Raw genomic sequence first — 25,116 nt, 5'->3', positions numbered from 1 at the left:
TTAAAACATTTGCTGAAACATCTTTATTAAAACAGCTAACATAACAGATCCAGCAAATCCACCTAAACAAATTAAACTTATTCCTTGGCTATAAGACAAATTTTGAAATGATTTCATACCTTCCATCCTCCCTATATCCCCTTTGATATTCTTATTTTATCAATGGAAAAAATTTCATAACATCGATTTCACTGACAACTAACTTACAAATTTGTAAGTTAACAATTTCCCTCTAAACTTATATCTAGTATGGCCATAATCTCCCCCTCTATACATCAAAAAAGACCTCGAATTATATCAAGGTCTCGCTTACAATACAGACTATCTCACTCAATTTATTTTATAATCATAATCGGGCATTTCACACGCTTTGCTATTTTATGACTTACACTACCAAGCACCATCTCTTGCAGTGTATTTAGCCCTCTACTCCCAGCAATAACAAGATCTATATCTCCTGTATTTACATATTGAACAATCGTATCTCCTGGATCGCCATGTAGAATCGTAATTTTGTAGGAAATGTTCTCTTTCTTTAATAAACCCTCAATCTCTTTTAATTTATCTTTTCGACTAGCTGATATTGTTTCTAAATCCGTTTGTCCTTGTATAATATCTGATTTTGCCGTTCTATTATCTACTACGTACACAACTTCAACATGTGTTTCTTCGTTAAATTTCGCAATATATGTTGCATGCTCGGCTGCTCGAAGTGCATGTTCAGAACCATCACATGCTAATAAAATTTGTTTGTACATATGCTGAATCCCCTTTTCGTTATCCTACTCGTATTATATAATAAAGCCCCCTAAAAAGGAGGCTTCTAACTAGCAATTCTCTTATTATAGGTAGCCAAATTTGAAACAATCTTCGAGCTTCGTTCATTTAACCCTGTGATCCTTACTTTCACACCGTTCTGTTCATACTTCATTATAACTTTATCAATTGCCGCTACTGCTGAATCATCCCATACGTGTGCATGAGTAAAGTTCATCTCAATTTCTTTCACACCTTCATTGTATGAAAAAGCATTTATATACTCTGCCGTAGATGCGAAGAATAGTTGGCCGTGAATTTCATATATTTTCTTATTTTCAATATACAAATGTTTCACGTGAATCTTTGCCATATTGAATGCAAATAAAACCGCACTAATTATCGTTCCGATAATTACACCTAATCCTAAATTATGTGTGATTAGGACAATCACAACTGTTACGATCATAACAAATGCGTTTCCTTTTGGTACTTTATGAATTGTTGCTACAGAGTTCCAATCAAATGTTCCGATTGAAACCATAATCATAACTGCAACTAAAGCTGCCATCGGAATATGAACAACGTAATCCCCTAAAACAAATAGCAATACGATTAAAAAACCACCGGCTACAAACGTTGATAACCGACCTCGTCCACCTGATTTAATATTAATAACAGATTGACCAATCATTGCACATCCTGCCATTCCTCCGAAGAAACCAGCGACAATGTTTGCAATACCTTGCCCACGTGCTTCCTTATGTTTATTACTTTCCGTATGTGTCATATCGTCTAAAACCGAAGCTGTTAATAATGACTCTAGTAAGCCGATAATTGCAAGCATAACTGAGTACGGTAAAATAATACCTAATGTCTCAAGTGTAAACGGCACATCAGGTATACTAAAGAACGGTAATTCTTTCGGTAAGCTTCCCATATCCCCTACTGTTTTCAACTGTAATCCGCTCATAAGTGCAATACTTGTCACAATAATAATTGAAATCAGTGTAGACGGTACAGCCTTCGTAATACGTGGAAATACATATATAATTGCAAGTCCTAATGCGACAAGTGCATACATTTGCCAAGTTGCATTTTTAAAATGTGGCAATTGTGCTGTAAAAACTAAAATTCCAAGTGAATTTAAAAACCCACTCATAACGGATTTAGGAACAAACTTCATAAATGAACTCAGTTTGAACAAGCCAAAAATAATTTGAACAATACCTGTTACTATTGTCACAGCAAATAAATATTGCAAACCATGATCTTTAACGAGTGTCACCATTAATAATGCCATCGCACCCGTTGCCGCCGAGATCATCCCAGGTCTTCCGCCAACAAATGAGATTGTAACCGCAATACAAAAGGCCGCGTACAATCCAACCGTCGGATCTACACCTGCAATAACAGAAAAAGCTATCGCTTCAGGAATTAATGCTAAAGCAACAACAATCCCCGATAGCACGTCCCCTCTCACATTTGAGAACCATTCATTTTTTATAGTTTGAAACAAAGTAACACTCCTCTACTCTTTTATCATTTGATTTTCTCCGTAAGAAAATCAGGGCCGACTGCACGAAGGCTATTATATAACGAGCAAAGGATGTTGTGCTATGTAAAAGTTTCCTAAAGAAAAGACGCTACCTTAGCAGCGTCTTTTCTCATTTCATTAATGTCCACCGTGACCTTGACCACTTTCCTGAACAATTTCTAACCTCTCATCCAATATACCTTGTGTTTCAAATGAAATATCACTAGTACTTCCTAATAGGAAACCATGGTTATACGGTCCAAGTGTTGGATCATCTTTAAACTTCGGCTGAATAGTAGCAAGGAAGTCATAAACTGGTTGTGAAGCTCTTCCTTCCTCAAGCAAAACAACAGGGGCATGTTTACCCATATGTGAAAACGGTGCTCCCGCAATTGCTAAGTCTGGTGTTTTACTCGAAACAAACGACAAACCGTGACCAGGTTTTGTGAACCCCCAGCCAAATTTCGTTTTTTTATCTTTAAATTTCGCAAATGCAACCGAATTTTCTGTTGGAGTCTCCCCACTAATACGTGTTACTTTACCGTATTTACTTAACTCTTTTTCTACTTCTTTTGAAATGATTTTTTCTGGTCCTAACACATATATATTTGCTTTATCTTTTCTCATTTTTAATGCCTCTACTGTCGCTTCTGGCACCTTATCTTTTTCTGTATATAAAAGTGGCTCTGGCATATGAGAAATCCAATTTACAGCTGGTGTTGTATATAAACGTCCTTCTTCTTCAGACGAACCGATAATAACGCTATTTGGATAATTCCCTGTTATATCGGCATATTCTTTATCAACATCTTTAGCAAATTTAGCTGAATCCGTTTCTTTTATTTGCTTCACTTTATACTCTTTTAATTGCTCAAGCGCAGATGCCCCTACATCCCCCATCACCATAATTTGCGTTCCATCTTTCGTTCCGAGCGGATTTAATCGTTTTATTTCTTTTAACGTCATTTCGGGTACCACTTCTTTTTCTATAAATAAAATCGGTCCGTTATTCGGATGATGAATAAGATCCGCACTTGCAATACCCAATTGCCACTCGTTCACTGGCACTAAAATAACAGCACCTGGCTGATTCTCTTTATGCGTTGCTGGCCATATCGTTTGCGAAGTTAACACTGCCATTTGCAGAGGATTATTTGTATTTAATCTCGTTACATTTTTTAAACTTGTCGTTAATAAATCCTCTGATGCCCCGGCATTCATTTCTTTCGGCGCAGTTATCTCCTGATTCATTTTCATTTCCCTTTGCTCTGTTTTCTTCTCTTTTGTAGATTCATGATTTTTATGATCTGTATTCGTTTGTCCGCATGCCGCAAGACCAACTGCCGCAATTATTGTTATCCCAAAAATTCGGGTCATCTTTTTCACTATATCGCCCCCGTAATTGTTTTCGAACCAATCTTATTACCTAAAATGGAATTTCAACTTTACAATAACAAGCAATTCTGAAGAAATTATGCAGATACATTATAATCTGCACCATTTCTTCATGATTTTGACTTACAATTTAAGTAATAACTACAAATGCGGAGGTACTCTATGATCGATATACTACTTGTAGATGATGAACCGAGAATGCTTGAATTATTATCACTTTATCTTACTCCAATCGGATACAACTGCGTATGTGCAGTGTCCGGAGAAGAAGCTATTTCACATATAGAAAATCGAAACTTCAAATTTGTTTTACTCGATATTATGATGCCAAAGATGGACGGGTGGGAAACGTGCAAAAGAATTCGATCATTTAGTAACATTCCAATCATTATGGTAACTGCTCGTGATCAAACGGTAGATGTCATCCAAGGGTTAAAACTTGGAGCGGATGATTACGTGACGAAACCATTCCACGAAGAGGAGCTTTTCGCAAGAATTGAAGCTGTTTTAAGGCGAACAAATCAACACGCGCAAATCCAATATCACGGCATTTTATGGGATGAGGCCAAACATTTCATTTCTGTCTATAATGAAGAACTTCTTCTCACACCAATCGAATTCTCTTTACTCGGATTATTTTTACGTCATGTGAACTATGTATTAAGCCGTGATCAGCTCATTGAACGAATTTGGGGATTGAATACAAATACAGAAGATAGAACAGTCGATTCACATATTCGTAATTTGCGTGATAAATTACGAAAAGTAAATTTCCCTATTGATCACCATTTAAAAACTGTATATGGAGTAGGGTATCGATGGATTGATACCCTAGATTAAGGAGCAAAGCGATGAAGCGAATTTCTATTCAACTCGGATTTTATTTTCTAATTGTTACACTTTTAATCGAAAGTGTTCTATTTGTCTTGCTCTATTATAGCCTTGTGAACACTAGAGTAAATGAAGAAATGACTGCTTTATTAAAGCGTGGAAATAGTCACCGAGATGTCCTTGAAAAGTATTTTGATAAGCAAACAATCTCCCATGTTGCTTTAATGGAATCCGAAGCTGAAACAACTGTTATTATTACAAATGCAAATAAAGAAGTACTAGCTAAATCCAATGAAATAAATACTACTATAAAAAAACATATTGAAGGAATGCAAACACGAACAGATCATGATGGAGCGATTATAGAGAATCATTGGAAAACATCTAATTATATATGTACAGTTAGCCCAATTGTAGTGGCAGGAAAAACGGAAGGCTATGTATATATGTTTCTCGGAACGGAATCAATCGAAGACATGGTTAACGGACTAACAAGACAATTCATTATTGCTGGAGTCATTACTTTTCTATTAACAGCCATCACCATTTTTCTATTATCACGTTTATTAACAAAACCATTGTTACACATGAAACAAGCGACTGAAAAAATGAGTAAGGGCGATTTATCAGTTTCATTAACGACTACTCGAAATGACGAAATTGGTGAACTAGCAGAATCTATTCAAACTCTAGCAAATGATTTACATTATATGAAAACAGAAAGAAGTGAATTTCTAGCGAGTGTTGCTCATGAATTACGAACACCTTTAACGTACGTAAGAGGTTATGCTGACATTGCATTAAAAGAAAATACATCTCCTGAGCAACGTTTACAATACTTATCCATTATAAAAGACGAATCTGATTATATTACAAACTTAGTTCAAGATTTATTTTCACTCGCTCAAATGGAAAAGCATAACTTTTTCATTCAAGTAAAAGAAGTGCATTTACACACTTTCCTTACTCGCATCACTGAAAAAATAAATGTGATGTATGGAGAAAAACAAATTAAAGTTGTTTTCACATGTCCTCTCTCACTCTTAGTAAAGCTAGATGAGCAGCGCTTTGAACAAGTTATGGCTAACATTTTAAATAACGCGTATAGACATTCAAAAGAACATTCTCATATTAATATTTCTGTTACAGAAGAACATAAACATATTTCCATCAAAATTGAGGACAAGGGAGAAGGTATTCCCCCTGAAGACCTCCCTCACATTTTCGACCGCTTTTACCGTGTTGATAAAGCGCGCTCTAGAGCTACAGGAGGCACTGGTTTAGGGCTTTCCATCGTACAAGAAATTGTAGAGCTACACGGCGGTAATATTACTGTTACAAGTGAAATTGATCACGGATCTTGCTTTACAATTTCATTGCCGTCTATATAAAAACACGACTATACATCAATAGTCGTGTTTTCTTATCCTCTAGGACTTTACTTTATAATATAGATTTACAAACTGACCAAAACGTTTTGTATCCATTAAAGTTAAATTAATTTCCGGGTTCTTTTCTTTAAATAGCGGAATACCAGAACCTAATATGTGAGGTGTAATCGTAACAACATATTCATCAATTAGATTATTCCTAAAAAATTCTCTCAGTAGACTCCCTCCACCAACCATCCATATTTTAGACCCTTCCTGCTCTTTTAACTTTTTTGTAAACTCCACTACATCTCCATTTACAAACTCTACATGTTCGTTTGAACTTTTTTCAGAATTAGAAAAAACATAACATTTCTTATCTAGGTACGGGAATGGTTCCATATGCTCTATCACATAATCGTACGTTCTCTTTCCCATGATTATCGTATCAATCGATTCATACATCTCTGTATAACCGTTGTCGCCTTCTCCTTCCGTTTCGATTAACCACTCTAAATCATCGTCTTCTTTCGCGATAAATCCATCTAAGCTCGCTGCAATAAATAAAACAATTTCACGTGACATATCTTTTCCTCCTTGCGTCTCATCTTGATAAAATTATGATATAAACAATATACTAACCGTAAAACATGACAATTAATGTCATGTTAAAAAAGAAACGAGTGATATATTTGTCAAAAGCAAAACGTTTACTAGACATTCTTATATTTGCTTCTACGAAAAAAACATTTACAGCTCAAGAAATAGCTGATGAGTTCAATATATCCGTTCGTACTGTCCATAGATATATTTTAGATTTAAGTGATATGGGATTACCCATTTACGCTGAACAAGGTCGCAACGGAGGATATAAAGTATTAACAAACAACATGCTTCCCCCCATTTTATTTACCGAAGAAGAAGCAGTTTCCATCTTTTTTGCTTTTCAATCTTTAAGCTACTATCGAGACTTGCCTTTTAATACAGAAATCAATTCTGTTACTCATAAACTGTATAGCTCTCTACAAAATGATGCGAAAGTTAAAGTCGATAAAATACGTTCTTATATCGCTTTTTGGAATCCGAAGAGAACAATTGAGACACCATTTTTAAAAGAAGTGTTAACCGCGGCTATTGAAAATAAAAATTTACACTTTCAATACGAATCTAAATCTGGAATAAAAACAAAACATGTTCATCCTATCGGTGTATATGCTCACGACGGTTTATGGTATTTGCCATCCTATGACTTTAGTAGAAAAAAGGTATTACTGTATCGCGTCGATCGTATTCTTTCTATATTATCAACGGAAGAAAATGAAGATACATTCATAAATTTAGAAAAATGGTTTGCCTCTAACTCTGACGTAATAAACATTCCTACTCAGTTACATGTTTTATTAACGACAGAAGGCGTGCGCCAATGTAAAAGCGTTCCTTACCTTGAAGAGTTCGTTATAGTAAACGAAGATGGGACAGGATATATAAATACAACAATTGATAAAGGAGAAATCAACTTTATTACGCCTTTATTTTATAGACTTGGAAAAGATGCAAAAGTTTTAGAACCGAAAGAATTAATAGATGGTTTACGCATACGTGCGAAAGAGATTTTAAATATGTATGAAGACTAAAAAGCGTAAGAAAATTCCTCTTACGCCTTTTCGGGATGCAGTATGTTCTCTATCGCCTCTTTTAACAATGTCTGTGCCTCTTCAAAGCCATGACTCTGGTTCTCTCCCGGTTGTACCGTATAAAACTCAGCAAACGAACGCTCTTTATATCTCGGTACGACATGCATATGGTAATGTGTTAATTCGTTAAAGATTCCACCATTTTGACAAATCGTAATTCCATCTGGTTCATATAATACCTTAATCGCTTTTGCAATAAGCTTAGAAGCATCCATAATTGATTTTGCTACAACATCATCTAATTCGTGTACTTCTACAACATGTCGCTTTGGCACAATTAAAGTATGACCTGAATAGAAAGGTTCATGATCTAAAAAGCATGTTACATAGTCATCTTCATATATTTTATATATAATTTCTTCTTCGTTGGCTAATTTACACCCTAAACATTCCATCATATTTCCCCCTGTATTAAAAACATAAAAACGTGAGAGCCGTATTCTCACGTTTTTATGTTTCATTTTATTAGTTCAATTGTTTCCGTAACTTTTATACTATCTTTTACCGATTGAACAATCGTACAATTTTTCACTGCAAGTTGTAGTGCCTTGTCCAATTGCTCTTCTGTAATGTTTTCTGCTTTAATTTTATAGTGCAAATGAACACTTTCAACTGGTTTTGATAAAGCTTCACTTCTCCCAATTTCAGCTTCAATTGTAAACGTATCGTATGCAATACGTTTCTTTTCTAAAATCGTTCGAAAAACAATTGCACTACATCCCGCGATAGAAGAAACGAGTAATTGTAACGGTGAATATCCGTTTTCTTTCCCAATCGCTAATTGACCATACGATAAATCTGCCTCTATATCATCATGCTTAATTTTTATTTTCATACTTTGCTTCCATCTCCACTTTCATCGGTTTCTTCCGTTTCTTACTCATATAATAATATATGTAGCAGAAAATGATAAATGGAATACCACAATATAAAGCCATTCTTTGTTCTGGAATAAACGCTAAACTAATAACAACGATGCTATTTGTAATTAAAGCTAAAATTGGAACAAGCGGGTATAGTGGTGTTCTATACTTTAAGTCCTCTAATTTTCCTCCGCCTTTTAAATACTGACTTCTAAAGCGAAGTTGTGATAAAGCAATAATGATCCAACTTGAAACAGCCGATAAACCAGCTATAGATAATAAGTACATATATACTGTATCTTCTGCAAGGAAGCTTGTTAATAAAGAAAGGCCCGCTACTGCAATTGTTACGACTAACGCTGTAATCGGAATACCACGTTTATTTACTTTCTTGAAAGAAGTTGGTGCCATTCCTTCATTTGCAAGTGACCATAGTATACGCGTTGCTGCATATAACCCTGAGTTCGCTACAGATAGAAGAGCTGTAATAATAACGAAGTTCATAATATCAGCTGCATATGGAATACCGATTTTATCAAATACAACTACGAATGGGCTTTCAATTATCCCTGCTTCTTTCCAAGAAATTAACCCTACTAAAATTGTCATTGTTAAAATGAAGAATAACATAATGCGCCATACTGTATTACGAATCGCACGTGGAATTGTTTTTTCAGGATTCTGACTCTCTCCTGCTGCAATCCCGATTAACTCTGTTCCTTGGAAGGAAAAGTTAACTGTAATCATCGTAAGAAGCACTGCGGCTAGTCCATTCGGGAATAGCCCACCATCACTTACAAAGTTAGAGAAAAGAGGCGCTGCTTCTTTTCCATCGTATGGTAAGAATCCTAGTAATGCGCTACCACCAAGTAGAATGAATGCAATAATTGTAACTACTTTAATACTAGAGAACCAAAACTCTAATTCAGCATAACTCTTCGCTGATATTGCATTTGAAGCATATAAAATAACTCCGAATACGAGACACCATACCCAAACATCAACATTCGGAAACCATCTTTTCATCATTAAACCGATCGATGTTAATTCTAATCCTACTGTTACTGCCCATCCAATCCAGTATAGCCAACCGATCATAAATCCAGTTCCTGGTCCAATAAACTTCGTCGCATACTTTTGGAAAGATCCTGAAACTGGCATTGCTACCGTTAGCTCTCCAAGACAAAGCATTGTTAAATACATAATAAATCCGCCCACTAAATATGAAAGGATGGCTCCCCCTGGTCCAGCCTGATTAATGGTGTAACCTGAACCTAGAAAAAAACCAGTTCCGATTACACCACCTAGTGCGATCATAAATAAATGTCTACTCTTCATCGTACGATGTAATTGCTCATTCGTTGTTTGCTGCATCTTAATCCTCCCCCTACAAGTACCCCTATCTCTTTTTAAAATTTTCTGATAATAAAAATATACACGAAAGCGATTACAATTTCTATATAAAATTAAAACTTTTCTGATAAAACAATATAAAAATTCAAATATTAAGAGCTCACAATACTAATTTGAGGAAAAAAAGTATTTATAAGGAAAAAACTCTTACATTTTTTTGTAAGAGTTAACGTATTTCTAATCTTCTAGATAAAATTGATAAACCGTAGTTTACAACAAAATACATACAAGCTACTACTATAAACGTTGGAATCATATAATTTACATTCTGCCCGCTAATAATTTGAGCATTATGCATAAGCTCCGGCAGTGATATACCAACTGCTAATGATGTATCTTTCAGCAATGAAATAAACTGACTGACAAGCGGTGGGACCATTCTTCGTAATGCTTGTGGCAAAATAATATGCCAAAGTGCTTGAACATACGTTAATCCTGAAGATCTTGCGGCCTCAATCTGCCCTTTTTCAATCGATAATAGACCACTTCGAACAATTTCAGATATCATTGCTGCTTCAAATATTGTTAAAGCAACAATTACAGCTGTTATAATTTCTAATTTCAAGCCCGCTTCTGGGAGTGCAAAATATGTGAAAAATATAATTAAAAGTAGTGGTAAATTTCGAATTACTTCAACGATAATTCCTAATACTTGTGAGACGACAGGTATTTTCATGTAGCGCAATATCCCTATTACACTACCAATAATAAAGCTAAGTACAATTGCTACGAGCGCTACCTCTAACGTTATAAGTAATCCTTTTAATAAAAACAGAATATGATCTCCTGTAATTGCTCCCTTAAAATCCATTTACACCGCCTCCTTTGCTAAGCGTTTTTCTAAATAACGCACTAGCATACTGAGCGGAATTGTTAATATTAAATAAAACATCCCGACAAATATATAGACATCAAACGTAACAAACGTCTTCGTTGAAATTAAGTCTCCTTGATACATTAAATCCATACCAGCGATAATTCCGAGTATGGATGAGTTTTTTACTAAATTGAGAAATTGATTTCCTAGGGGAGGGATTACGATTTTCATCGCTTGAGGTAAGACAACATAATACATCGCCTGTACATACGTTAACCCTGAAGACCGTGCTGCTTCCATTTGCCCTTTTGCAACGGATAAAATACCGGCGCGAATGACTTCCGCAATAAAAGCTGCTGTATACACTGTAAGCGCGACAGTTCCTGCTACAAATCCATTAAAAGTAATTCCTATTACAGGCAGGGCAAAATAGAAAATGAATGCAATTAATACGAGTGGAATATTTCTTACAAACTCTACAAAGATGGATCCAATCCAATTTAAAATACGAATAGGTGCAATGCGCATCACCGCCATAATAACCCCTAAAATAAAACTTCCTATTAGCGCAATTACACTAGACATTACCGTGTATTTAAATCCTTCTAAATACATATCAATGTTGTTTGTCAAAATAGAAAAGTCAGGCAAGTACAATCACCTCTTTCTTTATAAGAAGAGGATGAGCATCCCTCATCCTCTCATTCTTACTATTTATTCCAATTGGTGTAGGCTAACAATCAGTAGGAGGTGAACAAAATCTCCACTGATTAGAGTTTCACTTTATTTTTCTTGCTTTTGACCGATCCATTTTTCATACAATTTATCGTATTCTCCATTCGCATTAATATCTTTTAGCAAGCTATTAATCTCTTTCGTTAAATCATCTGCACCTTTTTGCACTGCAATTCCGTACGGCTCATCCGTGAAAATTTTCCCTACAACTTCATAATTCGAATCTTGTTTTGCCATGCCGTAAAGAATTGCATTATCTGTCGTTAATACATCGCCTTTCCCTGCTTTTAACGCTGTAAATGCCTCACTGTAATTTTCAAACTCTAATACAGTCGATTCTGGTGATTTTTGACGAATATTATTTGTAGACGTTGAACCTTTTACCGCTAACACTTTCACACCCTTTTTCACATCATCAATACTTTTAATATCGCTTCCTTTTTTCACAAGTAACGATTGCCCTGCTTTAAAATATACATCTGAAAAATCTACTTCTTTTTTACGTTCTTCCGTAATTGTCATTGTCGCGATAATTGCATCAATATCACCATTTTTCAGTAGTGGAATACGCGTTTTAGACGTTACTTCTTTTAATTCTAATTTCTTTTCATCTCCAAGGATTTTTTTCGCAAGCGCCTTTGCGATATCAACATCAAACCCTTCTACCTGTCCTGTCGAAGGATTTTTCAAGCCAAATAAGTTCGTATCATTCTTCACCCCAACTACTAGTTTCCCGCGCTTTTTAATTTGCTCAACAGCCCCGCCTTGTTTCGTATTCGTTTCTTTCGTCTCATCTTTTTTACTTCCGCATCCAGCAACGACAAGTACGAATAAACATGAAAATACGATTAACGTAAACAACTTTTTCATTTTAAGCATAAAACTCCCCCTTTAATGATTTAACACTCTTCTTAAAAATAGACGAGCTCTTTCTTGTTCAGGACTTGCAAAAAATTGCGCCGGTATTGTATCTTCAATAATTTGACCATCATCCATAAACAAAATCCGATCTGCTACTTCTCGCGCGAATCCCATTTCATGCGTGACAACGACCATCGTCATCCCTTCTTTAGCTAGCGTCTTCATAACATCAAGTACTTCCCCGATCATCTCTGGATCAAGAGCAGACGTAGGCTCATCAAATAGCATAATTTCCGGCTGCATTGCGAGCCCCCTAGCAATTGCTACCCTTTGCTGTTGTCCTCCGGATAATTGATGCGGGTATACACTAGCCTTCTCCGGAATTCCTACTTTCTCTAAATAAAACATCGCTGTTTGCTCAGCTTCCTCTTTTGAAACTTTATTTACTTTAATCGGTGCTAGTGTAATATTTTGAAGAACCGTTTTATGTGGATATAAATAAAAATGTTGAAAGACCATTCCAATATTTCGGCGTAATTCATTCATATCTGTTTTTGCATTGTGTACCTCCGTATCTTGTACAATTAACGCTCCATCTGTAATTGTCTCTAACTGATTTATACACCGTAGCAACGTACTTTTTCCTGATCCGGACGGCCCAACAACTACTACCACTTCACCTTTTTTCACTTGTACATTAATATCTTTTAAAACTTGAAAGGTACCATAATATTTATTTACATTACGAAACTCTATCAACATACTCCCCCCTTCCCCTTAACAAAGCATGTACATTCTTTTTATATTCAAAAATAGGCAAAAAAATAACTGCCTGCCTCATTTTGCCCATAAAAAAAAGCAAAGGGATTTTCCCTTTGCTTTTTCATTTCTATTCCATTAAGATACTTCTTCTTTCTTATCTTTGCCGTATTCATGCTCCCAGAAATCAGCATTTTTAATTCCTAATTTCTGCGGATCGAATACTGGATCTTTTCCTTCTTTTTTCTGCTTTTCATAATCCTTTAATGCAATCAATGCCGGCTTTTGTAATAATAGAATCGCAATAATGTTAACCCATGCCATAATTCCTACACCAATATCTCCTAAAGCCCACGCTGTTGCTGCTGTTTTTACACAACCGTAGAATACAACTCCTAAGAATACAAACTTTAGTACGATAGACATCCAAGGGCGGTCTTTATCACGATTTAAGTAAGCGATATTCGTTTCTGCAATGTAGTAATAAGCCATAATTGTTGTAAATGCGAAGAATAGTAGAGAGATTGCCACGAAACCGTTTCCAAATCCAGGGAAAACAGATTCTACCGCAGCCTGTGTATAACCAGGACCTGGTTGTGCACCATTTAATTTATTGACGATAAAGTTTTTTCCGCTTGCATCAAATACGTTATACATGCCTGTAATAATCATCATAAATGCTGTTGCTGAACAAACAAATAATGTATCAATGTAAACGGAAAATGCTTGTACTAACCCTTGTTTAGCTGGATGCGATACTTCAGCTGCTGCTGCTGCATGGGCCCCAGTTCCTTGCCCTGCTTCGTTTGAATAAATACCACGTTTTACGCCCCAAGAAATTGCTAAACCGATAATCCCGCCAAAAGCCGCTTCTAATGCAAATGCACTTTTTAAAATTAACATGAAAGCGTCTGGTAATTTTTCAATATTCATAGCTACAATTACACAAGCTACTAAAATATAGCCAAGCGCCATAAACGGTACTACAACTTGCGCTACGTTAACAATTCGCTTAACTCCACCAAATATAATAAGTGCTAATGCCGCTACTAATACCGCTCCTGATACGGAAGTATTAATACCAAAAGCTGTTTCTAGACTTACAGCAATACTATTCGCCTGAACACCCGGTAACAGCATCCCCGTCGCAAGAATTGTCGCTGCAACGAATACTAAAGCATACCATTTAACACCTAGTCCTTTTTCAATGTAATAAGCAGGACCACCGCGGAATTGCCCTTGATGCTTCGTCTTATATATTTGTGCAAGCGTCGATTCTACATATGCAGAACCAGCTCCTAGAAAGGCTACCGCCCACATCCAAAATACAGCCCCTGGACCACCAAAGGCAACAGCCGTTGCAACACCGGCAATATTTCCTGTTCCAACGCGCCCTGATAACGAAAGTGCTAACGCCTGGAACGAAGAAACACCCGCATCAGACTTTTCCCCTTGAAATGTAAGCTTCACCATTTCTCCTACATGTCTTACTTGTAAAAACCTCGTTCGAATGGAAAAATATAAGCCTACTCCTAAACATAAATAGACAAGTGCGGGACTCCAAACAATATTATTTATCCAACTTACGATAGCTTCCAACATTCCTCCTCCTTTTCGTAAAGAATATTCAGAATATACATAAAATTATATAATGCAAACCGAATCTATGACAATATTATTTTAATAAAACAAACATATTTTTGTATAAAAAAACAAAGTATATATTTATTTTACATACTTTGTTTTGAGATGAATGTATTATATATTCACAATTGCTTCCTTCTTTATAATTCTTTCATAGAGTTGTTCTGCTAATTCTCGAAAATGATCTGGCATATCTTTCCCTTTAAACTTCTTTTGAAGCGTACCGTATAAACCAATATCACGTAGACGTAAAAATAGCGGTAACGATTCATACCAACTATCCGCCAATCTGTGCTCATATTCATAACCTTTTCGTAACACCTGTAACTGTTTGCAAGCAAATTCTTTCTTCTCTTCTGTAGTCCACGGTGTAAATAGAACAGAGTAATAGAGAACCATTGCTAAATCATGTATAAAGTAATTATAAGCTGCATCATCAAAATCAAAGATTGTTAGCTCTTTGCCGTCATAATGAAAGTTACCTGGATGAATATCACCATGCATAAGACCGAATGTTTCTCTTTTAACCGGCAGAGCCTTTATTTCATCCATTAATACAGCAGCAATCTCTTTCACTTTCTCATCTTCTAATTCATTAACAATTGCACTTTCATCCTCTTCCCACGTATCACGGTAGTCTGTTTTAGGATAATCCATTGTAAGGCGATGCAGTTGTCCAATCGCTTTTCCCCATGCTTCAAAGAAAGCATCTCCCCAATAAGGCGATTCATCTCCTTTTACTTGTTCACCTTTTGCATATGTAAATAAAGACGCAAAAAAGAAAGTGCCATCTTCCGCTCCGATTTCTTCTACAAGATTTTGAGATATTGAATTAAGAGGTCCCGCCACTTTCGCCCCATGCTCCGCAACATACCGTAAAAAATCTAGTTCGGCCTCTACCTCTTTTTTAGAACGATGAGAAGAATGAGTTAAGCGTAATACGTAATCTTCATTATTTTTACCCTTCGCCTTAAAAATATAATTCTCAAAATCACCAAGTGGTTTTTCTTCCACTGTTACATTAAATATCTTTGCAGCTTCTGCTAAAATCTCATTTGTAAAAACTCGTTCCACAGCTATTTCCATATGTATCCCTCCTATATATCTTCTTAATTCGACATAAATGTGAGAAGTACTGCTATGAAATTGAATAATGCATGGGCAACCATAGCTGATAAAATAGAATTTGTTTTCTCATATAACCACGCAAATACTACTCCGCTTAAAAAATTCACCGGTAATGTGTTATATGTGGGAATATGAACAACTGTAAATATTATTGAACTTATAAGCACACCGCCCCATATGCCATATCTATCTCGAAAAAACGTATAAAAAACACCCCGATATAAAATCTCTTCATATATTGGTGATATAACCGCCGCTCCAATTACCGCGATACAAAATGAATATATTGATTTATCATTTTGTACCGTATCCGTTTTACTATTTTCAAAGGAAATACCATTTTCTCCATTATCATTAATACACCAATACTAACTACAATCAAAGAAATAACCGCTACAAATGTCCACAAGTAATCTTTCCATGAAAGCCTCCGAATCCCAATATCTGCCCACGACAAGTTATATCTTTTTATGCAAAACACATAAACTAAAAAAGTAAATACAACTGCCATAATAAATCCCATTAAAACCCCAGCATATAATGAATTCCCTAATAGATTTAAAGCATATTTATAAAAAATGGATTCAATTGTTACTGGAACAATAATAAATACAAAAACAAATAAATATAAAATTTCTTTCCATCCCCACATATATTTTAAAGTCATATATACCATCCCCTACTTCTCATTTTCTTTAGTATAGAAGATGACGTAACGTAACTTTCAAGTTAATTTTTTTCAAATAATCCAAGCATAAATTTTTCATGAAAAACAAAAATTAACAGTGATAATTTAATCCTAAAAGGGGTGGACAATGTGACAGAACAAAACAATAACCAACAGACGAATAAAACGAAGCCTATGTTTCCATCACTTGCGGAAAATATTAATTACATTGAAAACAAGCTCTCTCATTCCGATGATATAAAAAAATTAGATGTTCCTTTTCAAAATGGAAAAGGAACATCTTATATATCGAATCTTTAACAGACCCCAATTTAATTCACCAATTAGCTCTTGAACCACTATTAACTCGATCTGATTTGTCTATGGAAGAAAAAAAATTGGCATAAGGATTATGAAAAGGTAAAATTTAAACCGGAAGTAGAAGTGCAAATGTTATATAGTGGCGTCTTAAAATAAAAAGGTTGTATGCCAAGCTGGCATACAACCTTTTTATTTCGTATATCGATATACAATTGACTCATACGGTCTTAAGTTAAGTTTCGTAATATCCTTACTTGAATCTTTGTAATTTGATAATAATACTTCTTGTTTCATTCCATCCAATTGAACATTCACTGGTGCAGAATACGTTATTTCTTCTCCGTAGAAGTTATTGATAACAAGCAATACTTCATTATTTACAGTACGTGTATATGCCCAAATCTTAGGATGATTCCCATCTAAAACATCATATTTCCCTTCTGTAATTACATTGTATTTTTTTCTAAGTTCAATTAACTTTTTATAATGATAAAAGACAGACTCTTTATCTTCTAATGCCTTCCCTACGTTTATTTCTTTAAAGTTTTCAGCCACTGAAATCCAAGGTGTACTTGTTGTAAAACCACTATTCACCTCTTCATTCCACTGCATCGGAGTGCGTGAATTGTCACGAGATTTTTGTTTTAAAATCTCTATAATCTCTTCTTTGGATAATCCTTCTTCTTGTTTTATATCATATATATTTAACGATTCTACATCACGATATTGCTCGATAGAATGGAAGTTAGGATTCGTCATACCGATTTCTTCCCCTTGATAAATGTACGGTGTTCCTTGCAGCATATGCATAGCTGTCGCTAACATTTTAGCAGATTCATTTCGGTACTTCCCATCATCACCAAACCGTGAAACAATACGAGGCTGGTCATGATTACACCAAAATAACGCATTCCATCCTCCGCCCTTTTGCATTTCACTTTGCCAATCAGACATAATTTCTTTTAATTTAATGAAATCAAAATCAGCTTTCGTCCACTTATCACCATTCGGATAATCTACTTTTAAATGATGGAAACTAAACGTCATACTTAGTTCATTACGCTCTGGGTTTGAATATTTAATACAATTATCAATTGTCGTAGATGACATTTCTCCAACTGTAATTACATCTTTCCCTTCAAAAACATTTCGGTTCATCTCTTGTAAATATTCATGGACGCGTGGACCATCCGTATAATATTTACGCCCATCACTTGTAGCCGTGGTGCCTTCATCACTTAAAAATCTTTGATCTTTTGAAATTAAATTAATAACATCAAGGCGGAATCCTTTTACACCTTTCTCCAGCCAAAAGCGCATCATATCATACACTTCTTCACGAAGGTTTTCGTTTTCCCAGTTTAAATCAGCTTGTGTCTCATCAAATAGATGTAAAAAATATTGCTCTGTCTTCTCATCATATTTCCAAGCAGATCCACCAAACTTAGACTGCCAATTATTTTTTTCATCACGCCAAATATAGTAATTACGATATGGGCTATTTTTATCTTCCTTCGCTTCCTTAAACCACTTATGCTCCGTCGAACTATGATTTACAACGATATCAAGCATGATTTCAATGTTACGTGCTTTCGCTTTTTCTAAAAGCTCTTCAAACTCTTCCATCGTTCCGTAAGATGGATCAATACTGTAATAATCACTTACATCGTATCCATTATCGTTTTGTGGTGATTCGTATATCGGTGTTAACCAAATATAATCTACTCCGAGTTCTTTTAAATAATCTAGTTTCTCTGTAACTCCTTTTATATCACCAGTTTCTTTATTGTAATAACTATTAAAGCTCTTCGGATAAATTTGATAGACTACACTTTTATGCCAATCCTTCATGTTTAACTTCCTCCTACTTCTGTTTTACTCGTTTTGCAAATAACCATGTTAACGTAAATGGAATTACAACCGCGATAATCATCCCGACAATAAATATTGGAATCGATTTCGGAATGATAGAAATAAATGCTGGTAATCCGCCAATCCCGATAGCAGGTGCTAATACACCATTTAAAGTAATGAATATCGCCGCAATAGCAGATCCAATAATAGCTGCATAGAACGGGAATTTATTTCGTAAGTTTACACCGAACATCGCTGGCTCCGTAATACCGAAGTACGCTGAAATTGCTGATGTTGATGCCATACTTTTATCATTTTGATTTTTAGAAATCCAGAACATCGCTAGTGCCGCACTACCTTGTGCAATGTTAGAAAGAGCAATCATTGGCCAAATAAATGTACCGCCGTGCTGCGCGATTAATTGTAAGTCGATTGCAATAAACATATGATGCATTCCTGTAATTACAAGCGGTGCATATAATGCTCCAAATAATATTGCCCCAAGTGCTGGTACCGTTTCATATACTCCTACTAATCCGGCTGTTAATAAATCTCCAATATGACGTGTAACTGGACCGATAATCCCTAATGCTAATACACCCGTTACAACGATTGTTGTAATTGGCACAACTAATAATTGAATTGCGTTTGGCACATGTTTCTTTAAAAAGATTTCCACTTTACTTAATACGAATGCCGCTACTAAAACCGGCAAGATTTGACCTTGATACCCTACCTTTTCAATTTGGAATAACCCTAAAATATCGAAGTACTCAATCTTTTGTCCCTCTAAACCAGTCGCTGCTTTTCCATAATCCCACGCGTTTAATAAGGCCGGATGCACAAGCATTAATCCCATAACAATACCTAGTATTGGACTACCACCAAAACGCTTCGTCGCTGACCAACCAACAAGTGCCGGTAAGAATACGAATGCTGTATTGGCCATCATATTAATTAAGTCCCAAAGCCCGCCTAAGTTCGGATAAACATCTAATAAATTTTTACCATCAAAAAATAAGTCCTTTGCCCCTAATAAATTGTTAATCCCCATCAGTAAACCAGCTGTTACAATCGCTGGTAATATCGGCATAAATACATCTGAAAATACTTTTACAAACTTTTGAACTGGATTTAACTTTTGGTTTCCAGAATCTTTTACGTCAGCTACTGTCGATTCTTCCATACCTGCAAGCGTTATCAATTCAGCGTATACTCGATCGACATCGCCTGGACCAATTACAATTTGAAATACCCCAGCGTTATGAAACGCTCCCTTTACTAATGAAACAGACTGTAATTTATCATTATCTATTTTACTTTCATCTTTTACAGCGATACGGAGCCTCGTTACACAGTGCGCAGCTTGTTCAATATTGTCTTTCCCACCAATATACTGCAACACTTCTTCTGCTGTTTTACGATAGTCTTTCCCCATATTCCCGTCCCTCTTTTCTTTTTTTGATACCGTTTACACTTATATATTAACTCGTATATATAAGTTAGTCAACACTCGTATATATAAGTTGGTGATTTTTTTGTAAATAAAGAGATGGAACGATTATTTCGCCCCATCTCTTTATTTTCTTCGCGCCACATCCGAAAAGTGAAAAATATCTAAACGGTGACGTGATTCCGTATATTCGAACTGACTCCCATCGTATAAATGAGTAAAGTTTTTTACAACGACAACATAGTCTGTTCCATTTAAATCTAAATACTTTCGGTCATCATCTGTACATGGTTGTACTTCAATTACCCGCTGTGAATAGCTAATATGTAGCCCTAATTCTTTCTCAATGTATTTATAAATCGATGCAGTTGCAATTTCTCTCGTTAATCCTGGAATATACTCCGATACAAAATGGTTTATATCTAAAATTACTTTTTCTCCATCAATATTTCGTACACGTTTAATATGATCTATTTCCGTTTTTTCTTTCACGTTTAATAACTTTGCTACATCTTTCGTAGCTGTCATTTTCTCTATTTCCACGACTTCCGTAATACAGTAACGTCCTAAACGTTCATTTTCTTCTTGAAAACTTACAATACCACCAAAGTTAAATTCAATATTTTTGCGCTTTAATACAAAAACACCTTTTCCGTGTATTTTTTGAACATATCCACGCTCTTGCAATAAATCTACAGCTTTTCTTACAGTACCCCGGCTTGCCTCATACTGCTTCATTAATTCCGTTTCTGATGGAATTTTGCATCCTTCTTTTAATTGTTTATTATCAATAGACTTGCTGATTTCTGTATAAATTTGTTCATACTTACTCATCATCTACAATAGCCCCTTGTCACCTTCTAGTTCTATATGTATTATACCACGCTATACTCTTCTGCCAATCTCTCACTTATTTTCCAGTACAAGAAAACTATAGGTAAATATTTAGTCTCTAAAACGTATTTTTATAAATTTTTTTATATTTCTCTTTTCATTCAAAAAAACATGTAGTATACTAACTTCAAAATCAGAGGAGAAAGGGAGCAAAAAACTATGCTTACTTATACAACTGTAGTTACATTTGCACAAAAACATCATCATCATACTTAACCCTTGAAACCTAGCGGAAAAATTACGCGTAGGTACAAGGGTTATTCCCATTGTACCTACGCTTTGGCAAAGAGCCATGTAGGTATTTTTTATCTACATGGCTCTTTTTTTATTGCAAAAAATGCTAGTAAAAAATGATGTTTAAGCAAAACTTACTACAAAGGAGTTAACAAAAATGGAAACGAAAAAATGGGGATTATGGATTTTAACAGCTTTTGTTATCGGGAATATGGTTGGCGGTGGCGTATTTATGCTCCCAGCAAATTTAGCACACGTATCAGGTCCAATGGGATCTACACTTGCATGGAGTATTACAGGACTTGGTGTATTTATGATTGCACTCGTATTTGGAAATTTAGCAATTCGTAAACCAGAATTAAAAGCAGGACCACAAAGTTACGCCCAAGCAATGTTTACCTCCCAAAAGGCAGGTAAAGTTGCAGGATATAGTATGGCTTGGGGGTACTGGGCTGCTAACTGGGCTGCTACAGCATCTGTAATTATTTCCTTTGCAGGATATTTATCAACATTCTTCCCAGTTTTACAAAGTAAGCAAATTCTCTTTTCAACAAACGGATTTTCATTAGAACTTGGAAAAGCTTTAACCTTCATAGTATGTAGTATGATGCTATGGGGAATTCAATATATTCTTTCTCAAAATATTGATAGAGCAGGAAATATGAACCTTCTTGCAACAATCGCAAAAATCATCGGATTTACAATGTTTATTGTAATCACATTATTCATTTTCAATGCCTCTAATTTCGGGGACGGTCAAACATTTATGAATGAAGCTGGACAACCTATTTCGTTGGGTGGACAAATAAATTCAGCTGCTATTGCAACACTTTGGGCGTTTATCGGTATTGAGTCAGCAGTTATGCTCTCTAACCGCGCAAAATCTCAGCACGATGTTAAGAAAGCTACGATTTTCGGATTAATCATCGCTCTTCTTATTTACATGGCAATTACTCTACTAACAATGGGTGCTCTTCCACAAGACGTTTTAAAAGAGTCTCAAAAGCCATTAGTAGATGCATTAAATTTAGCAATTGGTACTAAGGGTGCTTATATAATGGCCTTACTTGCACTCGTATCTTTATTTGGCTCTACTGTAGGATGGATCGTTGTTAGCTCAGAAGTACCTTACCAAGCAGCAAAAAATGGGGTTTTCCCTAAGTTTTTCGGAAAAACAAATAAAAAAGGAAGTCCTTCAAAATCATTATTTATTACAAATGTGATGACACAAATTTTCTTATTTTCAACGATTTCTGGTACTGTTTCCGAAGCATATAATTTCGCTATTGTTGTAGCGACATTAGCATATTTAATCCCGTACCTTGTTTCTACCTTGTACCAGTTAAAATTAGTTATTACGGGAGAAACGTATGATATAATGCCTGGATCTCGAATAAAAGATGGGATCATTACTGCACTAGCATTTTTATATTCCATTTGGGTTATTAAAACAGGCACTGCTGATTTAAAAACGTTCTTCTTAGGAATTGGGTTGTTTGTATTAGGCCTTATTCTTTATCCAATTTTAATGAAAGATTCACAAAAAAAATAATAAAAAAGAGAAGCTTTCCGCTTCTCTTTTTTTTATTAAAAGTCAGTTAATAACTTTTCTTTTAGTTCACCTACATTTAACGGTCTCGCATAATAAAAACCTTGTACAAAGTCGCAACCCATTGATTTTAATAAACTTTCTTGTTCTACCGTTTCTACCCCTTCAGCAACCACTAATAAATTTAAACTATGGGCAATTTCAATAACTGATTTTACAATCGTTCGCTCTGGCTGTGCGTGATCATAATGAAACTCACGAATAAAATTACGATCAATTTTCACAATATCAAGTGGTAGTTTTTTTAAATAATATAATGAGGAATATCCTGTTCCGAAATCGTCTAAAGCGATTAAAATCCCCATACTTCTTAATTCTTGTAATGTAGCAATAATATAATCAAAATGACGTACAGCTATACTTTCTGTTATTTCTAATATTAAACGATTTGGCGGAAACCCTGTTCGCTTCAATATACTACGAACAGATAAAATAAAGCGCTTTTGCATCAATTGTTGTATTGATAAATTAACAGATAACTTCAGTCCCTCTTGATACTCTGGCAAAGTTTTAAACAATCGACATGACTTTTCTAGTACCCAGTCTCCTAGTTTTATAATAAGTCCACACTCTTCAGCTACAGGTATAAATTCACTTGGTGAAATAGGACCTTCTTCTGTCTTACAGCGTACTAAAGCCTCAATACCAGTACATTTCTTTGTTTTCAAATCAATAATGGGCTGTAATGCCACTTTTAATTCTTCGTCACGAATTGCTTTTTGCAAAGCAAACTCTATTTTCATTCTACGATTTATTTTCGCACGTAATTCATCTGTAAAGAAGCACGCCCCATTTCTTCCTTGCTCTTTCGCACTATACATGGCTAAATCTGAATTTTTCAATAATGTTTCAACGTCTTTTCCATCTTGCGGATAGGAACAAAGTCCTAGACTGGCTGAAATATATACTTCATGACCTTCCAGCATAAATGGTGCTTGAAAGCATGACAACACAGATGTCGCTAACTGCCTCATCTCATCTTGTGTATGTTTTTTTGTTAATAGTACAAATTCATCTCCACCAAGCCTAGCCAGAACATCTTTATCTCCTAGTACGTAATGCAATCGGGAAGCGACTTCACTTAAAAGTAAATCTCCTATCATATGACCTAGCGTATCATTCACTAATTTAAAGCGATCTAAATCAAAGTAAATCATGCCAAACTCTATTTTCTCTGCGATCATCTTATTTACAGTCGTAATTAACTGTAAACGGTTTGGTAAACTTGTTAACGCATCATGATAAGCAAGTTCCCTATAACGACTTTCGCTTAATCGTAATCTTTGCTCTGCTTCTTTCCTACTACTTATATCATTTCGAATTGCAATAAATTGATAGGGTTCTCCCTTTTCATTTAAAAATGGAACAATTGTTGTTTTAACCCAATAATACGTACCATCTTTTGCTTGATTTCGAATTTCCCCCGTCCAGACTTTTCCACTCAAAATACGCTTCCATAGGATTTGAAAAAATGCTTTCGGATGATATCCGGAATTTAAAATACGGTGATCTTTTCCTATTAACTCTTCTCTTTTATATTTTGAGATTTTACAAAATTTATCATTCACATATGTAATAAGACCATTTCGGTCTGTAATAGCAACAATTGAAGACTCATCTAATGCTAATTTTAAATCTTGCAATGAAGAGTCATATAATGCATGACCTCTTTGTTCTAGCATGCGCACCTCTCCTTGCTTCCTATCTGACTAAAACACAATTCGTTTCTCTTCATAGAAATAGAGATATTTCATTTTCTAACAATATGCCTTTACATAAAGTGAAACTTTAATCAGTGGGGGTTTTGTCCATCCCCCACTGATTATTAGCCTTCACCAATCGGGCTTTTACGGGCAGTTATCTCCCACCTAACTTCCTCGCATTCACCGAATTTTGAGGTGGGAGTCTTACTGCCCGTTAATGCGGGATAAATCACAAATTTTTTCTAAATAGGCCGATTAAAATAACATAATATTATTTATAAAAAAAAGCAATATAGTGCTGTTTTAATTATAGTAGAGACTTTTCACTTCTCTGATTATCTGATCTTATTATACCGTATTCTCTTACATTTTTTTAATTTATAAAGCGACAATTTAATCAATACTAGCCTCTGCTCCCTACTAATGTGGCCTCACACCTAATCTCTTTGCTTTCATGAAATATTAAGGTGTAAATCCAACTGCCAACAAACTAACGGAATAGAGATTAAAATTGGCAGTTAATATTTTGAATTACAATAATAAAATATTAACATATTCCCACCTTCATTTTGGAAGTA

21 protein-coding genes and 4 pseudogenes are annotated in these 25,116 nt (G+C 35.2%); 6 read left to right on the top strand and 19 right to left on the bottom strand.

Annotated elements, in window-relative coordinates:
• The 4 genes from V7038_RS06475 to V7038_RS06460 form a co-directional block, all read right to left on the bottom strand.
• Positions 1–117, bottom strand: a complete 117-nt coding sequence (locus V7038_RS06475) for a DUF4027 family protein (RefSeq protein WP_002114110.1) — start codon at positions 115–117, stop codon at positions 1–3.
• A 218-nt stretch (positions 118–335) separates the two neighbouring features.
• Positions 336–758: a universal stress protein gene (locus tag V7038_RS06470; RefSeq protein WP_002114109.1), complete on the bottom strand. Its 423-nt coding sequence runs from the start codon at positions 756–758 to the stop codon at positions 336–338.
• Between the two features lie 65 nt (positions 759–823).
• Positions 824–2,275 carry a SulP family inorganic anion transporter gene (locus tag V7038_RS06465; RefSeq protein WP_002114108.1) on the bottom strand — a complete coding sequence of 484 codons (1,452 nt, stop codon included), beginning with the start codon at positions 2,273–2,275 and terminating at the stop codon, positions 824–826.
• Positions 2,276–2,431: 156 nt separating this feature from the next.
• Positions 2,432–3,679: a hypothetical protein gene (locus V7038_RS06460; RefSeq protein ID WP_002114106.1), complete on the bottom strand. Its 1,248-nt coding sequence runs from the start codon at positions 3,677–3,679 to the stop codon at positions 2,432–2,434.
• Between the two features lie 171 nt (positions 3,680–3,850).
• On the opposite strand from V7038_RS06460, the gene V7038_RS06455 reads away from it, so the two are divergent.
• Positions 3,851–4,528, top strand: a complete 678-nt coding sequence (locus V7038_RS06455; protein WP_002114103.1) for a response regulator transcription factor — start codon at positions 3,851–3,853, stop codon at positions 4,526–4,528.
• An 11-nt stretch (positions 4,529–4,539) separates the two neighbouring features.
• Positions 4,540–5,910: a sensor histidine kinase gene (locus tag V7038_RS06450; protein WP_002114100.1), complete on the top strand. Its 1,371-nt coding sequence runs from the start codon at positions 4,540–4,542 to the stop codon at positions 5,908–5,910.
• 39 nt (positions 5,911–5,949) lie between these two features.
• Here the strand turns inward: V7038_RS06450 and V7038_RS06445 are convergent, their stop codons facing one another.
• Positions 5,950–6,474, bottom strand: coding sequence for a dihydrofolate reductase family protein (locus tag V7038_RS06445; protein WP_002114097.1), 525 nt, complete (start codon positions 6,472–6,474; stop codon positions 5,950–5,952).
• Positions 6,475–6,581: 107 nt separating this feature from the next.
• Here V7038_RS06445 and V7038_RS06440 point away from each other — a divergent pair, with 107 nt between their 5' ends.
• A complete protein-coding gene (locus V7038_RS06440) occupies positions 6,582–7,523 on the top strand; it encodes a helix-turn-helix transcriptional regulator (protein ID WP_283751182.1) in 942 nt (313 codons plus the stop codon).
• Positions 7,524–7,543: 20 nt separating this feature from the next.
• Here V7038_RS06440 and V7038_RS06435 read toward each other — a convergent pair whose 3' ends face one another.
• The 10 genes and pseudogenes from V7038_RS06435 to V7038_RS06390 form a co-directional block, all read right to left on the bottom strand.
• Positions 7,544–7,978, bottom strand: coding sequence for an HIT family protein (locus V7038_RS06435; RefSeq protein ID WP_002114093.1), 435 nt, complete (start codon positions 7,976–7,978; stop codon positions 7,544–7,546).
• 62 nt (positions 7,979–8,040) lie between these two features.
• Positions 8,041–8,418 carry an OsmC family protein gene (locus V7038_RS06430; RefSeq protein WP_335469562.1) on the bottom strand — a complete coding sequence of 126 codons (378 nt, stop codon included), beginning with the start codon at positions 8,416–8,418 and terminating at the stop codon, positions 8,041–8,043.
• Positions 8,402–9,820 (bottom strand): amino acid permease, encoded by a 1,419-nt coding sequence (locus V7038_RS06425; RefSeq protein WP_002114084.1) that lies wholly within the window; start codon positions 9,818–9,820, stop codon positions 8,402–8,404. Before V7038_RS06425 ends, V7038_RS06430 begins: the two co-directional genes overlap by 17 nt.
• A 205-nt stretch (positions 9,821–10,025) precedes the next feature.
• Positions 10,026–10,670 (bottom strand): amino acid ABC transporter permease, encoded by a 645-nt coding sequence (locus V7038_RS06420; RefSeq protein WP_002029756.1) that lies wholly within the window; start codon positions 10,668–10,670, stop codon positions 10,026–10,028.
• Positions 10,671–11,327, bottom strand: a complete 657-nt coding sequence (locus V7038_RS06415) for an amino acid ABC transporter permease (protein ID WP_002114080.1) — start codon at positions 11,325–11,327, stop codon at positions 10,671–10,673.
• Between the two features lie 132 nt (positions 11,328–11,459).
• Positions 11,460–12,290 (bottom strand): glutamine ABC transporter substrate-binding protein GlnH, encoded by an 831-nt coding sequence (glnH, locus tag V7038_RS06410; protein WP_070127910.1) that lies wholly within the window; start codon positions 12,288–12,290, stop codon positions 11,460–11,462.
• 12 nt (positions 12,291–12,302) lie between these two features.
• Positions 12,303–13,225, bottom strand: a pseudogene (locus V7038_RS06405) (amino acid ABC transporter ATP-binding protein).
• Entirely contained in the window at positions 13,170–14,630 is a 1,461-nt protein-coding gene (locus tag V7038_RS06400) for an alanine/glycine:cation symporter family protein (RefSeq protein WP_002125208.1), read from the bottom strand. Before V7038_RS06400 ends, V7038_RS06405 begins: the two are co-directional and overlap by 56 nt.
• A gap of 159 nt (positions 14,631–14,789) precedes the next feature.
• Complete coding sequence (locus V7038_RS06395; RefSeq protein ID WP_002114068.1) at positions 14,790–15,761, bottom strand: phosphotransferase enzyme family protein; 972 nt, start codon at positions 15,759–15,761, stop codon at positions 14,790–14,792.
• A gap of 23 nt (positions 15,762–15,784) precedes the next feature.
• Positions 15,785–16,470 (bottom strand): annotated as a pseudogene (locus V7038_RS06390) (lysostaphin resistance A-like protein).
• Between the two features lie 195 nt (positions 16,471–16,665).
• On the opposite strand from V7038_RS06390, the pseudogene V7038_RS06385 reads away from it, so the two are divergent.
• Together V7038_RS06385 and V7038_RS06380 are read left to right on the top strand one after the other, a co-directional pair.
• Positions 16,666–16,862: pseudogene (locus tag V7038_RS06385) on the top strand (hypothetical protein); the annotation flags it as partial.
• Positions 16,852–16,947 (top strand): annotated as a pseudogene (locus V7038_RS06380) (Ger(x)C family spore germination protein); the annotation flags it as partial. The pseudogenes V7038_RS06385 and V7038_RS06380, both read left to right, overlap by 11 nt.
• A gap of 33 nt (positions 16,948–16,980) precedes the next feature.
• Here V7038_RS06380 and treC read toward each other — a convergent pair.
• From treC to treR, 3 genes are all read right to left on the bottom strand, one after another.
• The gene (treC, locus tag V7038_RS06375) at positions 16,981–18,642 is read right to left on the bottom strand and encodes an alpha,alpha-phosphotrehalase (RefSeq protein WP_070138751.1); all 1,662 of its coding nucleotides are present in this window, start codon (positions 18,640–18,642) and stop codon (positions 16,981–16,983) included.
• Between the two features lie 13 nt (positions 18,643–18,655).
• Positions 18,656–20,083, bottom strand: a complete 1,428-nt coding sequence (gene treP / locus V7038_RS06370) for a PTS system trehalose-specific EIIBC component (RefSeq protein WP_002114061.1) — start codon at positions 20,081–20,083, stop codon at positions 18,656–18,658.
• A gap of 141 nt (positions 20,084–20,224) precedes the next feature.
• Complete coding sequence (gene treR / locus V7038_RS06365; RefSeq protein WP_002114059.1) at positions 20,225–20,935, bottom strand: trehalose operon repressor; 711 nt, start codon at positions 20,933–20,935, stop codon at positions 20,225–20,227.
• Between the two features lie 448 nt (positions 20,936–21,383).
• On the opposite strand from treR, the gene V7038_RS06360 reads away from it, so the two are divergent.
• Positions 21,384–22,778, top strand: coding sequence for an amino acid permease (locus tag V7038_RS06360; protein ID WP_002114055.1), 1,395 nt, complete (start codon positions 21,384–21,386; stop codon positions 22,776–22,778).
• A 35-nt stretch (positions 22,779–22,813) separates the two neighbouring features.
• Here the strand turns inward: V7038_RS06360 and V7038_RS06355 are convergent, their stop codons facing one another.
• Positions 22,814–24,517, bottom strand: coding sequence for a putative bifunctional diguanylate cyclase/phosphodiesterase (locus tag V7038_RS06355; protein ID WP_335469557.1), 1,704 nt, complete (start codon positions 24,515–24,517; stop codon positions 22,814–22,816).
• Positions 24,518–25,116: the final 599 nt, after the last annotated feature.

The organism is Bacillus sp. JJ783, from assembly GCF_036963225.1.
Lineage (GTDB): Bacteria > Bacillota > Bacilli > Bacillales > Bacillaceae_G > Bacillus_A > Bacillus_A cereus_U.
Note: the sequence above shows the minus strand (reverse complement) of the source record. Positions and strands in the feature narration are given on the sequence as shown.